At 42.8% G+C, this 14,212-nt stretch carries 11 protein-coding genes and 2 pseudogenes; 11 read left to right on the top strand and 2 right to left on the bottom strand.

Features of this window, described 5'->3' with window-relative positions; genetic code table 11:
- Positions 1-188: 188 nt before the first annotated feature.
- Positions 189-2,084 carry an ATP-binding cassette domain-containing protein gene (locus tag AC4CUX_RS09835; protein WP_004692515.1) on the bottom strand — a complete coding sequence of 632 codons (1,896 nt, stop codon included), beginning with the start codon at positions 2,082-2,084 and terminating at the stop codon, positions 189-191.
- 35 nt (positions 2,085-2,119) lie between these two features.
- On the opposite strand from AC4CUX_RS09835, the gene AC4CUX_RS09840 reads away from it, so the two are divergent.
- From AC4CUX_RS09840 to AC4CUX_RS09880, 9 genes and pseudogenes are all read left to right on the top strand, one after another.
- Complete coding sequence (locus tag AC4CUX_RS09840) at positions 2,120-2,365, top strand: SlyX family protein (protein ID WP_004692513.1); 246 nt, start codon at positions 2,120-2,122, stop codon at positions 2,363-2,365.
- A 179-nt stretch (positions 2,366-2,544) separates the two neighbouring features.
- Positions 2,545-3,534 carry a hypothetical protein gene (locus AC4CUX_RS09845; protein ID WP_490792376.1) on the top strand — a complete coding sequence of 330 codons (990 nt, stop codon included), beginning with the start codon at positions 2,545-2,547 and terminating at the stop codon, positions 3,532-3,534.
- 70 nt (positions 3,535-3,604) lie between these two features.
- Positions 3,605-4,054 (top strand): ammonium transporter, encoded by a 450-nt coding sequence (locus tag AC4CUX_RS09850; RefSeq protein WP_114836437.1) that lies wholly within the window; start codon positions 3,605-3,607, stop codon positions 4,052-4,054.
- A gap of 36 nt (positions 4,055-4,090) precedes the next feature.
- A complete protein-coding gene (topA, locus tag AC4CUX_RS09855) occupies positions 4,091-6,733 on the top strand; it encodes a type I DNA topoisomerase (RefSeq protein WP_005400852.1) in 2,643 nt (880 codons plus the stop codon).
- Between the two features lie 95 nt (positions 6,734-6,828).
- Entirely contained in the window at positions 6,829-7,275 is a 447-nt protein-coding gene (locus AC4CUX_RS09860; protein ID WP_005400851.1) for an NUDIX hydrolase, read from the top strand.
- A 47-nt stretch (positions 7,276-7,322) separates the two neighbouring features.
- Positions 7,323-7,655 (top strand): annotated as a pseudogene (locus AC4CUX_RS09865) (hypothetical protein); the annotation flags it as partial.
- Positions 7,656-7,743: 88 nt separating this feature from the next.
- Positions 7,744-8,873, top strand: a protein-coding gene (locus tag AC4CUX_RS09870; protein WP_100607972.1) for an IS3-like element ISAcsp5 family transposase whose coding sequence is annotated in 2 segments (ribosomal slippage) — positions 7,744-7,996 and positions 7,996-8,873 — 1,131 coding nt in all. Because the reading frame shifts where the segments join, the coding sequence is not laid out codon by codon here.
- Positions 8,874-8,944: 71 nt separating this feature from the next.
- A pseudogene (locus AC4CUX_RS09875) lies at positions 8,945-9,373 on the top strand (hypothetical protein); the annotation flags it as partial.
- A 119-nt stretch (positions 9,374-9,492) separates the two neighbouring features.
- The gene (locus AC4CUX_RS09880; protein ID WP_176537109.1) at positions 9,493-10,062 is read left to right on the top strand and encodes an HdeD family acid-resistance protein; all 570 of its coding nucleotides are present in this window, start codon (positions 9,493-9,495) and stop codon (positions 10,060-10,062) included.
- Positions 10,063-10,147: 85 nt separating this feature from the next.
- On the opposite strand, the gene AC4CUX_RS09885 is transcribed toward AC4CUX_RS09880, so the two are convergent.
- The gene (locus AC4CUX_RS09885) at positions 10,148-10,597 is read right to left on the bottom strand and encodes a carboxymuconolactone decarboxylase family protein (protein WP_419380832.1); all 450 of its coding nucleotides are present in this window, start codon (positions 10,595-10,597) and stop codon (positions 10,148-10,150) included.
- A gap of 301 nt (positions 10,598-10,898) precedes the next feature.
- On the opposite strand from AC4CUX_RS09885, the gene AC4CUX_RS09890 reads away from it, so the two are divergent.
- Entirely contained in the window at positions 10,899-12,053 is a 1,155-nt protein-coding gene (locus AC4CUX_RS09890) for a glycerate kinase (protein WP_490792377.1), read from the top strand.
- A gap of 155 nt (positions 12,054-12,208) precedes the next feature.
- Positions 12,209-14,197, top strand: coding sequence for an ATP-dependent helicase (locus AC4CUX_RS09895; protein ID WP_005400847.1), 1,989 nt, complete (start codon positions 12,209-12,211; stop codon positions 14,195-14,197).
- The last annotated feature ends 15 nt before the right edge of the window (positions 14,198-14,212 follow it).

A 14,212-nucleotide genomic window follows, 5' to 3' on the forward strand; every position in this document is an offset into this window, starting at 1 on the left:
TGTTCAGAATCAACCCGATGTCGGCACTCTGCAAATGTGATGTTATATAGGCTTGGATGATGTAGACGAACGCACCCATATGCAAATGGAAGAGATGCACATCTTCTCGATGGTGGTGGGCACCCTCAGCTGAGCTCCATAAAAAAACTCCGCGTGACGCGGAGTTTTTTTATGGAGCTCATGAGAAATTATTTGGTTAAATTTTCCAGTTCTTCCCAACGTTCCAGTTTTTCCAGCAATAGCTCATCAATTTCAGTCAAACGATTCGACAACGTCATGGCCTTGTCTGCATCTGAAATAAATAATGAACCATCTGCAAGTGAGGCATTGATTTCCGCTTGCTCTTTTTCCAGTGCTTCCATTTCGGCAGGCAGTTGTTCAAGCGCACGTTGATCTTTATAGCTGAGTTTGACTTTTTTAGCAGGTGCTGCGTTCGCTTCAGCTTTCGCTGCTGCTTTTTTCACAGCACTTTTTTGATCAACCGCAGTTTGGTCTGGTCGCTGTTGTAAGTAATCTTGGTAACCACCGATGTATTCATCGATATTGCCTTTACCATCAAACACCCAAGTTGAGGTGACCACGTTATCCATAAAGGCACGGTCATGCGAAATAAGCAGTAAGGTGCCTTTGTAGTCGGACAACATTTCTTCTAGCAGCTCTAGTGTCACCATATCCAAGTCATTGGTGGGTTCGTCCATCACGATTAAGTTCGATGGCTTAAGTAGTAACTTGGCTAAAAGAATACGGTTACGCTCACCGCCTGAAAGAGCTTTGACTGGTGTACGCGCACGTTCTGGTGAGAACAAGAAATCTTGCAAATAGCTGTAAATGTGACGACGGTTGCCATTCACATCGACATGGTCAGAACCTTCTGACACGTTATCTTTGACAGATTTTTCAAGGTCGAGAGCATTACGTAATTGGTCGAAGTAAGCCACTTCCAATTGCGTACCTGTTTTCACCGTACCCGTATGTTCTTGTTCGCCTAAAATGGCTTTAATGAGGGTAGTTTTACCGACACCGTTGTCACCAACAAGACCAATACGGTCACCACGGAGCACCAATGCAGAGAAGTCTTTGATGATAGGTGCATCATGACCAAAGCGAACACTTAAGTTTTCAATTTCAAAGACTACTTTACCTGAACGGCTAGCGTCTTGTGTTGCCATGCTGACTTTGCCTTGCTGCGAACGGCGCGCTTTCGACTGTTCACGTAATTCTTTTAAGGCACGTACACGACCTTCGTTACGGGTACGACGCGCTTTAATCCCTTGGCGAATCCACACTTCTTCTTCAGCTAAACGTTTGTCAAACAGTGCATTCTGCTTTTCCTCAGCTTCCATTTGCTGTGCTTTTAGTTCGAGGTAGCGTGAGTAGTTACCCTCGTAACTGCGCAAAGTGCCACGGTCAAGCTCTACAATACGAGTTGCAATACTGTCTACAAATGAACGGTCATGCGAGATGAAGAGTAAAGTTAAATTATTTTGATCAAGTAAAAACTTCTCGAGCCATTCAATACTTTCAACGTCCAAATGGTTGGTTGGTTCGTCTAGTAATAGCACATCGGGTTGGGTAAGAAGCGCACGAGCAAGCAGCACACGGCGCTTACGACCACCCGATAAATCGGCCAAATCGGCATCTGGGTCTAGGCCCATTTTACTTAAAATAGAATTGACTTTGGTTTCTAAAGCCCAGCCATCCAACTGATCTAGTTTGTGTTGTAGGTTACCCATGCGGTCACACGCTTCCATGTCCCCGAGCACACAAGCATCACTGGCTTCATGATAGGCTCTGAGTACATCTGCGGCTTCACCTGCGCCGTCCGCCACGATATCCGCCACTTTGCCCGAGTCCATTGGCACGTCTTGCGCCAACATAGAAATGGTGATGCCATTTTGCAGAGAAACTTCACCAGAGTCGGGTAATAAACTTCCCTCGATCAGTTTAAGTAAAGTAGACTTACCTTCACCATTACGACCAATTAAACACACTCGTTCACCGCGCTCTAATGAAAAGTTCGCGCCATCGAGCAAGGCAGGTCCACCAAACGCAAGTTGGACATCCCTTAAAGTAATATAGGCCATAATGTTTCCTGAAAAATCTCAAATGAGGACTTGAAGTGTCTAAACAACAAAATATTGATAATCAAGCGCCATTGTCCGCACCCATTGAAGATTTGCAAGTCCGAATTGCATTTTTAGATGATTTAGTTGAACAACTCAATGAACAATTGGTGATTCAAGGACTGGAAATTGCTGATTTAAAAAAACAAATGCAAATTTTGTATCAACGTGTTGAATCTTCAGATTTGTCCGATGGAATTGCGACATTTGACCCGATGGCTGATCGTCCGCCACATTATTAAGTTCATTTGCTGTCTGGGGCTAAAAAAAGCTGTGATGTGGGGTGAAGATATTGCTGATCCTTGTCTCTTTTTTTGTTTTGCCCAACTCAAAGCTCGATTTGACTGACGAAATCATTTGACCTTTGATGCAGTTCCTACTCTAATACCCGCTTTCTGGTGCATCCCATAAAAACTGTCCTATGACTCAAAAAGTTGTTCTTCTTGACCTTGAAAATAATGTTCCGACGGCCAAATTGTTGCGCGAGATTGTGGAGCATTATCCGACTTTGTATTTGTTTCATTGCCAAGGTCAATTTGAGTATGCATTGCAAGATTTGACGGAACTGGCTGCTTGGATCAGTAGTGGTCAAGTGGTGATTTTAGATACGCCCAAAGCCGAGCAAAAAGAGTTCGAATATGCCGTGGTGGTGGGGCAGTTAATGGCTTTGCTTGAGCCAGAAACGCAGGTTGAAATTATCTCTGTGGTCAATACAGCAGAAATACTTTTGGACTTAATGCAATCTTCGGATATTCAGAGCAATTTGATCCTCATTCAGTCTGAAGCGTTACCAAGTCAACGTCATCTTCCCAGTTTAGATAGCATCAAAAATCAGCCTTATTTAAAAATGGTCAAAAAATATTGTGATGCTTTGGGAAAAATGTCAGGTAAGCCAAACACATTGGATGGTCTAAAAAATTCAATAAGTAATATTTTGCAACTCGTACCTGAAAAGACGCAGCGGGTGGTGGGGATGTTGATTAATCTCAAAATCATCAAACGCTATGATGAGCAAATTCGCTTTCGTAAAAAAGTGTTGAAGCAGTGGTTGGCACTGAATTTAGATGAACAAGACCCAATTACACAGCCGCAAAGCATGCAACAAGCGCTACAGCAACTGCAAAAAGACAGTGTCGTGGATAAGCTTGAACCAACTACAGATAAGCAGTCCCCACAACAAGAGTTGTTTAAAAACTTTGCACAGATTGACCCTGTACAGCTTGAGGTCGCACGAAAACTGCGTGAGTTAAAAACCAATAAACCCAAAGATATCTATGCGCTACGTGATTTGCTTGAGCAAATGTTTCCGAAGTCAGATGTGCGTATGTTACTGAAAGAGCTACTCGATAAAGGCTATATTTACTGGAATGGACACGAAGTTCTATATAGTCATGAAATGTTCTTAAATTAATTTTATCGTTCAAACTTGCGTTTTATATTGTGCTTATGCAACTCTAATAAAGGAATAAAAAGGTTGTGCTATGGAAAATACTGGAATTTGGGTTGTCGGATTTATCATCTTATTCATCCTCGGCTCGATTTTTGGACTTCGTGTAAGTCCAAGAGAAAAAGCTTTAGGTGAAATGCGTGATAAAGCGCGCAAGATGGGTTTACACCCGCGTTTAGTCGCAGCACCTGACTGGACGAAAATACCAATGGCTTCGGAAAACCGTGCCAGCATGGTGGCGTACTACAGTGTACTGATTCCAGAAGCACGCCTACCTTTAATGCGCGCTCGCGTTGTTGATCAGCAGCTTGAGCTCATTATAGGTGATGACAAGTTTAAACATTTACCCATTGAATTAAAGGGTATTTATGCTATTGATATGCAAGCAAACTGCGTGGGACTCTATTGGGATGAGCATTCTGACTTAAGAGCAACCCAGTTAGATGCCATGAAAGCATATTTACAGTCTTTGGCTGAACTTTAATTTTACAGACCCATTGAAACAGGATTAACGGTTAATATGGCGAAAGCTCCTCGGTCCACATCCAAAAGTACTACAGCAGATTCTCCTGAGGCTGGGAAAAAGCGTGCTTTAGTGATTGTGGAGTCGCCTGCAAAAGCGAAAACAATCAATAAATATTTAGGCTCGAATTACATTGTGAAGTCGTCTGTGGGTCACGTGCGTGATTTACCTACAGGTGGTTCTAGTAAGACTGCAGAAAAGAAGCCAGCAACACGAACCAAACTGACCGATGCTCAGAAAGCTGAAAAAGCACAAAATGCACTGGTTAATCGTATGGGTGTTGATCCTGAGCATGACTGGAAAGCACATTATGAAGTGCTTCCAGGCAAAGAGCATGTGGTTGCTGAACTGAAAAAGCTTGCTTCGCAAGTTGACGAGGTCTATCTTGCAACGGACTTGGACCGTGAAGGAGAAGCGATTGCTTGGCATTTAAAAGAAGTGATTGGTGGGGATGACTCACGTTATCAACGTGTGGTGTTCAACGAAATTACCAAAAATGCCATCCAAGATGCATTCAAGCATCCAGCACGCCTTGATATCGATAAAGTCAATGCGCAACAAGCACGCCGCTTTTTAGATCGTGTTGTTGGCTTTATGATTTCGCCATTACTTTGGGAAAAAATTGCCCGTGGTTTATCGGCAGGTCGTGTTCAGTCTGTCGCAGTTAAACTGGTGGTTGAGCGTGAGCGTGAAATTCGTGCATTTATTCCCGAAGAATACTGGCAAGTTTTTGCAGACACTAAGTCACAGACCGATGAGATTCGTTTAGAAGCCGTCAAACAAGCAGGTAAAGCCTTAAAGCTACGCAATAAAGCCGATACCGATGCTTTATTGAAGCTCATTAAAGACGCAGATTACAAAGTTTCAGCACGCGAAGATAAACCAACCAAGGTGAATCCGAGCGCGCCGTATATCACCTCGACTTTACAACAAGCAGCCAGTACACGTTTGGGTTTCTCTGTGAAGAAAACCATGATGTTGGCGCAGCGTTTGTATGAAGCGGGTTTTATTACCTATATGCGTACCGACTCGACCTTTTTGAGTGACGATGCGGTGAATATGGTGCGTCATCATATTGAGACCGAGTTTGGTACGAAGTATCTGCCTGCTAAGCCGAACCGCTATGGTAACAAAGCGGGTGCACAAGAAGCCCACGAAGCGATTCGTCCATCGAATGTGGCTTTAAAAGGCGATAGCTTGGTGGGTGTGGAACGTGATGCACAACGTTTGTATGATTTGATTTGGCGTCAATTCGTCGCGTGTCAAATGACACCGGCCGAATACTTGTCATCGACTATTTTAGTGGATGCCAACGGTGTTGAACTTAAAGCCAAAGGTCGCACCTTAGTCTTTGATGGTTTCACTAAAGTCCGTGGTCAAAACAAGTCGGACGATGATGTGTTATTGCCTGCGGTGAAAGTCGGTGAAATCCTGACGCTTGAAAAATTAGATCCATCGCAACACTTTACCAAGCCACCTGCACGTTTTACTGAAGCATCATTGGTGAAAGAGCTTGAGAAAAAGGGCATTGGTCGTCCATCGACCTATGCGGCGATTATCTCGACCATTCAAGACCGTGGTTATGTCAAACTCGAGAACCGCCGTCTGTATGCAGAAAAAATGGGTGAAATTGTTACTGATCGTTTAGATGAAAGTTTCAATAACCTCATGAACTATGACTTTACCGCGGACTTAGAAGGTCAGCTCGATAAAGTGGCTGATGGTGAACGCAACTGGAAAGAGTTGCTCGACAGTTTCTATGGCGACTTTAAAAAGCGCCTGACCAATGCGCAAGGTGAAGGCGGTATGCGCCGCAACCAACCTGTAGAGGTTGAAGCCGTACACTGTAAAGAATGTGACCGCCCAATGCAGATTCGTACGGGAACCACAGGTGTCTTCTTAGGGTGTTCTGGCTATAACTTACCGCCGAAAGAGCGTTGTAAAGGCACGTTGAACTTAACGCCAGTTGAATCACTTGCCGCACTTTCTGATGATGACGCAGCAGAAACAGCAGATTTGATGTCGAAAAAACGCTGTCCAATCTGTGAAACTGCGATGGATAGTTATGTGATCGACGGTGGTCGTAAGCTACATGTCTGTGGTAATAACCCAGACTGTGCTGGTTTTGAACTTGAAGAAGGTGAGTTCAAAATCAAAGGTTATGATGGCCCAACCATTCCATGTGATAAGTGTGATGGGGAAATGCAGCTGAAGACTGGGCGTTTTGGTCCTTATTTTGCTTGCTCAAGCTGTGATAACACACGTAAAGTCTTAAAAAGTGGTCAGCCTGCACCTCCGCGTGTAGACCCGATTAAGATGGAACATTTACGTTCAACCAAGCATGATGACTTTTTTGTATTACGTGATGGGGCGGCTGGTTTATTCTTGGCGGCAAGTAAGTTCCCGAAAGTACGTGAAACACGTGCACCTAAAGTTTCGGAACTTCGTAGTGTTGCCGATCAGCTTGATCCGAAGTATCAGTTTATTTTGCAAGCACCTGATGTTGACCCTGAAGGGAATCCAACTTTGGTCAAATTTAGCCGTAAGAATCAAGCGCAATATATTGGTTCTGAAACGCCTGAAGGTAAGCAAACCAAGTGGTCATTGGTGTTCAATGATGGAAAATGGGTTGAAGCTTAAGTTCTAATTGCTTAGAAATAATCAAGAAATGCTCACTTTGGTGGGCATTTTTTATATGATGTACAGCTTTAATAAAAAAAGATTCTGGTTAATGTATGATTCCTATTCGCTCTGTTGTTGTATCCGCAGTTTTACTGTCAAAAATTGAGAGTGAAATTAAACTGTTATTGATGAAGCGTGTTAAAGATGATTATTGGTGCCATGTCGCAGGAAAGGTTGAAGAAAAGGAGACCGCCAGCCAAGCGATACTTCGCGAAATCAAAGAAGAAACCGCCATTCAGCCACAACGTTTATTTAGTGCAGATTACATCGAGCAGTTTTATGAGCCAAGCTTGAATGTGATTGAAATGATTCCCGCATTTGTTGGCTTCTGTGCTGAAAACCAATCTGTTCTATTGAATCATGAGCATACTGAATATCGGTGGTGCAGCTTATCTGAAGCTAAAACTGTGGCTGTATTTTCAAATCAAAGAAAATTATACGACTTTATTTGGGAAAACTTTGTATTACAACAACCTATAATACATTTAGAAATTACGTAATGTACTGATCATTGTGATAAAAAATTATTAAAAATTGGGGATCAAAGATGTGGAAAAAACTTCGTATTTTAATCTTGCTGCTGATTTTATTGGTGGTTGCTGTGAATGCTTACCGGGATCAGAACCAAGATTGGAGTAAGCCCATTATTGTATTACTCCATCCAGTTAATGCAGATGGGCAAGGCACAACTCAGCAATATATACAGCAATTGACGCCTGCGAACTTAAAAGGGGTGCAAGGTTATTTAGAGCAGATGTCGGCGACATATCGCGGACAACCGATTGCGATTTACTTCCAACTTGGGCGTGAACTCAAACAGCTACCACCGAAAGTGCCTGAGCAGGCAAGTTTATTGGATACGGTCTTGTGGAGCTTAAAGTGATGTGGTTCTAGGATTTTAGACCACGTCTATAAGTGATAATCTACTCCCCAATAAGCATGGGAAATGCTTGTTTTTGGAGTCAACCATGACACGAAGAAAACGTCGTAATCATTCAGCAGAGTTTAAAGTTAAAGTTGCTCTCGCAGCAATTAAAGGCGACCACACACTCGCTGAACTTTCTACTCAATTCGATTTACATCAAAACCAAATCATCGATTGGAAAAATCAACTGCTTGAGCAATCAGTCAATATTTTTTCACGACCAACAGCACAACAAGAACCAGAGATTGACCTCAAAGCTCTACATGCCAAGATAGGACATCAGGCATTGCAAATTGATTTTTTAGAAGGTGCGCTCAGAAAAATAGGGCAGCTGAGCGGCAAAAAATGATCGATAAGACCCATCAACTTTCGGTACGACAACAATCGCAATTGATTCAAATCAATCGCAGTACGTTGTATTACAAGCCCAAAGAGATTTCATCAACTGATTTGAGTTGGATGCGTCTAATCGATGAAATTCATCTCGACTACCCATTTATGGGCAGTCGAATGATACGAGATATGCTACAGCGTCAAGGACATCAAATAGGTCGGCGTAAAGTCCGACGTTTAATGCGCTTGATGGGAATACATGCCTTGTATCCAAAACCCAATACCAGTAAGCCTAATCTTGCACACCGTATTTTCCCATATCTGTTGAAAAACATGGTCATCGATCACTCTAATCAAGTCTGGTGTACAGATATCACGTACATTCCTATGGCTAAAGGCTTTGTCTATCTGTGTGCAATTATAGATTGGCATAGTCGTAAAGTACTGGCTCATCGAGTATCGATCAGTATGGAAACAGACTTTTGCATAGATGCGTTGCAAGAAGCAATTGTGAAATATGGTTGTCCTGAGGTGTTTAATACAGACCAAGGCAGTCAATTCACAAGCGAGGCATTTTTGAATGAGTTAAAATTGCGAAATATCCGTATCAGTATGGATGGGAAAGGACGATGGATGGATAATGTAATGATTGAGCGTTTATGGCGCAGCGTGAAGCATGAGGAAGTCTATTTGAAGGCTTACGATACGGTTAAACAAGCGAAACAATCAATTGCTGAATATTTGGATTTTTATAACATGATACGTCCTCATTCAAGTTTGAATAAGGCAACACCGGATGAATTTTATGATCAACATTTACTAAAAGTAATGGCAGCATAATTTAAATATTTAGAGCGGATTTATCACTTATAAAACTGAATTGAGTGGTCTAATTAACGGAACCACATTAAAAGTTCCGTTATTATGCATGGAAAAACCATCAAGGTTCAGATGGTGCACCAGCCGTTACTTTATATTTGAACTATTATGATCCTGCACTGACTAAAGAGCTGAAACACTCGACAGCTTTGCAAAAAGGTCGCATTGGTTCGGTGAATTTATTTGCATCGACCAAGCAAACTGAGCAAAACAAAGTCGTGCTTGCACATGAACTTTTACATGCCTTTGGTGCCAGTGATAAATATGACTTAGCCACAGGGCAGCCGATGTATCCGGCGGGTTATGCATATCCAAATCAACAACCGCTGTTTCCTCAAGCCAAAGCTGAATTAATGGCGGGGCACATTCCAACCTCGCAAACACAGAGTAAAATGCCTGAATCGATTGATGAAACATTGGTGAATGAGATCACTGCGATTGAAATTGGGTGGAAAAAGTAACTGTGGATAATGCTAGGTTTATCCACAGCATGGATTGATAGTGTGGATAAACTCAAACCTACAAGTTCGCTGCAAAACATGTTAAAACTAAGTGAACGAAAATCAAACTTGAGAAGAAGATGAAAACAGTCGGTAATGATTTAGTTCGCCATCAACTCCATGAAAATCGTAAATGGTATTTGGGTTTAGGGATTTTATTGGTGTTGTTTGGTTTCATTCTTTTGGCCGCTTTGCCTTTTGCCACCTTATCTATGGTGTTTATCTTTGGCGTGCTGATGATGATAGGTGGTGTTCTACACTTCATCGCAGCCTTTAAGGTTTTTGAGGGTGGCTTCCGCTGGTTATGGGCATTGTTTGGTGTGTTGTATTTGGTCGCAGGCTATTATGCATTTAGCACCCCTGTGAAAACAGCCATTGTATTGACCAGTGTTTTAGCGGTTTTCTTGATTATTGCAGGGGTCATTCGTATCTTTAATGCAATATTATTTCGAGCATTCCAAGGTTGGGGTTGGACACTTTTTTCTGGTGTTTTAACTCTGCTGGCAGGCATTATGATTTTAACCACACCAGATGCCCCATTTTGGGTGCTGGGCTTATTCCTTGCTTTTGATATTTTATTCCAAGGGATTAATTATCTGACTCTAGCGGCAGCCATTAAGCAGATTCCACCAGCAAGCCAATCTGAATAAAGCATTCTTAAAAAATAAAAGGGAGCCTCATGCAGGCTCCCTTTTTTCGTGTGCTTTATATCATGTGCAAAGCTGAATGGCATGCTTATGGATTGACGGCATATTGACTTGAAATCGCAATACGATTCCACGTGTTAATCACAATCGCGATCCATTCAATAGTGGCAATTTCTGCATCGGATAAGATTCTTGCTGCTTCTTGATACGCCGAATCGGGGAAATGCTGCTGAGCAATGAGTGTGATTTCTTCAATTAAAATCAGCGCGGCGCGTTCTTTTTCGGAAAAATATCCACTTTCTGGCCATGCACTGATGAGGGCAATCCGTTCGATTGATTCACCTGCTTTCATGGCATCTTGTGTATGCATACGCACACAGAATGCACATTGGTTAATCTGTGAGGCTCTTAGTTTCAGCAAGTGTGAAAACCCAATCTCAAGACCTGCTTGTTGGACTTTTTGCATGGATAAGTTTTCGAGTTCTAATACTGTTTTATACAGTTCAGGTGCGGCTTTCCCCAAGTTGATTCGTTGCATACATCACCTATTTTTTTAAAGAGCGTTTAATGTTTAGTGATGATTTTATCGGCTAATTGATTAGTACTTTGTTTAATTTATGCATTAAAACCAAATGGACTATGGTGGCCATTTTGGTGACGCGTACAGTAAAATTCAGAGATGGCTAAAATTAAAAAATTATTGAGGCTATTAACTTTATCGAGATGTATTCACTTTCAATGATAACGAAGTGTATCAAGGACATTGAAAAGAGAAAAATGCAGGCGGGAAATTTATAAATCGTGTTATTAATAAATTAAATTTTCTAAAAAAATTATGGATGATGACAACTTTTATTTTAGCGCCCGATTCATTCAAAGAAAGTATGACAGCAGAACAGGCCTGTGCGGCGATGCAGCGTGGAATTAAAAACATAATCCCTGATGCTGTATGTATACATGTACCCATGGCAGATGGCGGCGAAGGCACAGTCGATGCTTTATTAACATCATTAGCAGGCCAAAAGATCGAATGTGAGGTAACAGGGCCATTGCCATCACAACGCGTTAAAGCGTATTGGGGCCTATTTGATAGTGGGCAAACGGCTGTTATTGAAATGGCCAAAGCCAATGGTATTCATCTGCTTGAGCCCGCACAGCGAAATCCATTGCTGACCACAACTTTGGGAACGGGGCAAATGATTCGGCATGCCTTGGAAGCAGGTGTGTCCAAAATTATTTTGGCACTCGGAGGCAGTGTTACCAATGATGCAGGCAGTGGCATGGCACAGGCGCTTGGAGTAAGCTTTTTAGATGCACAAGGGCGGGAAGTGTCCGTTGGTGGTGGTCATTTACAAGATATTGAACAGATCGATATGCAGGCTTTAGATTCGCGCTTGCAACGAGTACAAGTTTTGATTGCCTCTGATGTGACCAATCCACTATGTGGCATGCAAGGCGCTTCGTATGTGTTTGGTCCGCAAAAAGGGGCGAGCGCAGAGATGGTTGAGCAGTTGGATCAAAACTTGAGTCACTTTGCGGATGTGGTGGAAACACAGCTTAATCTACAGGTACGTAATATTGCGGGGGCAGGCGCCGCAGGAGGGCTAGGTTTTGGTCTAATGGCCTTTACAGGCGCTAAGCTTCAGTCTGGCGCGAAGTGGGTGATTGAGCAAACTCAACTGACGGAGAAAATAAAGCAAGCCGATTATGTCTTTACGGGTGAAGGCAGTATCGACTTCCAAACCAAGTTTGGCAAAACGCCGTGGGCAGTGGCTCAGTTAGCCAAGCAGTTGAATAAACCAGTGATTGCCTTTGCTGGACGTGTCGGAGAGGATGTTGAGGCATTATTTGATGAAGGGTTTAGTCAAATTGTTTCGATCAATGAACCTGACTGTGATTTAGCAACAGCATTGAAAAACGCAGAGCAGAATTTGCAAAACAGCTGTGAGGACATTACTCGACTTTTGCTTTTAATTCATACTGAGCAAGCTTAATTTTAAATTTTTGAGGCAGCAAGCGATTTGAGCATAAGGTCTTGGCCATAGATCTGAAGGTGTATTTTAGATAGAAATGGATAATCGTTGCTGCAGCCTCATATTGATGTCATAGATTTGTTAGACTAGCAGCATCCACGAATTGATGAGTGATTATGAGTTTAGCCAGCCTAATTGATGAATTAAACCCGCAACAAAAACAAGCTGCCACGACTGAGTCGCAACACAGTCTGGTGCTCGCAGGGGCTGGCTGTGGCAAGACGAAAACCATTGTGGCACGTGCTGCATACTTGATTGATCAAGGGATTCCTGCCAACCAAATTCAGATTTTAACCTTTACTCGTCGTTCAGCCAGTGAGATCGTGGCGCGAGTGGAGCTGGCTTTAGGTGAGCAGGCAAAAGGGCTGCGTGCTTCTACTTTTCATACTTTTTGTATGTATCTGCTGCGCCGTGTACCGAAAGCCTTTGGTTTAGAGCAGTTTTCAATTATTGATCGTGATGATCAGCTGATGATGTTCCGTCTGATTCGTGGGAAAGATGACAAGAAAAATCCCAATCAACTGCCTAAACCGCAAGAACTGTGTGATCTGTATTCTTTTGCACGAAATACGCGTCAGAAGCTGAGTGATGCCTTAGAAAAACAGCATCCTGAGCATTTGGCTTTTAAAGATCAAATTGCGGAAATCATGAAAGAGTACGAGACACGCAAGCGTGCCCGTAGCTTTTTAGATTATGACGATATTCTTGCGATCGTGGCTTCAGCACTCGACCAGTCAGATGGTTTAGCCGACTATGTGGCATCGCTCTGCAAACACATGCTGGTCGATGAAATGCAGGACACCAACCCTTTGCAGTGGGCCTTGCTTGAACCTCTCAAAGACAAAGTGAGCCTGTTCTGCGTCGGCGATGATGCACAGTCAATTTATGGTTTCCGTGGGGCAGATTTTGAAAATATTCATCATTTTAAAGACCGTGTGCCGAATGCTCAGGTGTTTAAATTGGAGCAAAACTATCGTTCAACCCAAGAAATTTTAGACCTTTCAAATTGGCTGCTCGATCAATCTGAGATTCAATATAACAAACGCCTAGATGCTCATCGGGGGGAGGGTGTGAAGCCTTGCATGCACATTTTCCCAAATGAGTTTGATGAAGCAAAATGGATTGCGATCGACATTAAAGAGCGCCATTACTTACAAGGCAGTAAATGGTCGGATCATATGGTTTTGGTGCGTTCCAGCTTTGCAGCACGGCATATTGAGGCAGCATGTATTGCAGCCAATGTCCCCTATCGATTTATTGGGGGCATGAAACTGCTTGAAACCGCGCATGTGAAAGATTTACTGAGCTTGCTGCGCGTGATTGCCAATCCTCTGGATGATATTGCATGGATGCGTTTTCTCACCCTGTGGAATGGGGTGGGAGATGTGGGGGCAAGCCGTCTTGCTCAGCAACTTTTACTGGAGCCTGAGTTTAATTTGATTTTTGATAAATTAGAAAAATTTGGGCGGATTCCAGCTGAAACCTTGTTGATCATGAAGCAAATGACGGTACTGAAACAGGAAGTACAGGCTTGTGTCAGTTTGGGTGTTCAGGCGATTGAAGCACAATTGGCGGAAAATTATAAAAAAGACTGGAACCGCCGCCAAGGGGACTTTGAACTGGTCAAACAATTGGCGTCTAAACATAACCAGTTAGGTGAGTTCTTAGAGGAATATGTGCTTGATCCTGTGTCGATTTCGGAAATTGAACGCCAGTCCGATAGCGATGTCGTCACCCTGATTACCATTCACTCGGCCAAAGGTACAGAGCAAAAAGTCTGTTATGTCGTCAATGTCACCCCGGGGCAATATCCGCATGCACGTGCCCAAGGTGATTTTAATGATGTCGAAGAAGAGCGTCGGGTCTTGTATGTGGCACTGACCCGTGCTCAGAATGAGCTGATTTTAACCAAGCAAAATTTAAGTCTGTGGGCGCGAGACGTGATTGATGAGCAAGGGCGTAAAGTCGAAAGTTATTTTTTGAATGATCTGACGCGAAATTTGTGTAGCATGGAAACCCATCATAAGCCTCGTCAGCAAACCGTAAAGAGTGCTTTAATTGAGCGCCAATCGATTAATTTAGATTTTGGTATTAATCTCGATTAAACTAAACAGATTACA

Source organism: Acinetobacter sp. 231_lipA (assembly GCF_058243005.1).

Excerpts from the sequence above, each read along its gene's own strand:
- AC4CUX_RS09835 (WP_004692515.1), bottom strand. The coding sequence starts at position 2,084 with ATGGCCTATATTACTTTAAGGGATGTCCAACTTGCGTTTGGTGGACCT.
- AC4CUX_RS09845 (WP_490792376.1), top strand. The coding sequence starts at position 2,545 with ATGACTCAAAAAGTTGTTCTTCTTGACCTTGAAAATAATGTTCCGACG.
- AC4CUX_RS09850 (WP_114836437.1), top strand. The coding sequence starts at position 3,605 with ATGGAAAATACTGGAATTTGGGTTGTCGGATTTATCATCTTATTCATC.
- topA (WP_005400852.1), top strand. The coding sequence starts at position 4,091 with ATGGCGAAAGCTCCTCGGTCCACATCCAAAAGTACTACAGCAGATTCT.
- AC4CUX_RS09860 (WP_005400851.1), top strand. The coding sequence starts at position 6,829 with ATGATTCCTATTCGCTCTGTTGTTGTATCCGCAGTTTTACTGTCAAAA.
- AC4CUX_RS09880 (WP_176537109.1), top strand. The coding sequence starts at position 9,493 with ATGAAAACAGTCGGTAATGATTTAGTTCGCCATCAACTCCATGAAAAT.
- AC4CUX_RS09885 (WP_419380832.1), bottom strand. The coding sequence starts at position 10,597 with ATGCAACGAATCAACTTGGGGAAAGCCGCACCTGAACTGTATAAAACA.
- AC4CUX_RS09890 (WP_490792377.1), top strand. The coding sequence starts at position 10,899 with ATGATGACAACTTTTATTTTAGCGCCCGATTCATTCAAAGAAAGTATG.
- AC4CUX_RS09895 (WP_005400847.1), top strand. The coding sequence starts at position 12,209 with ATGAGTTTAGCCAGCCTAATTGATGAATTAAACCCGCAACAAAAACAA.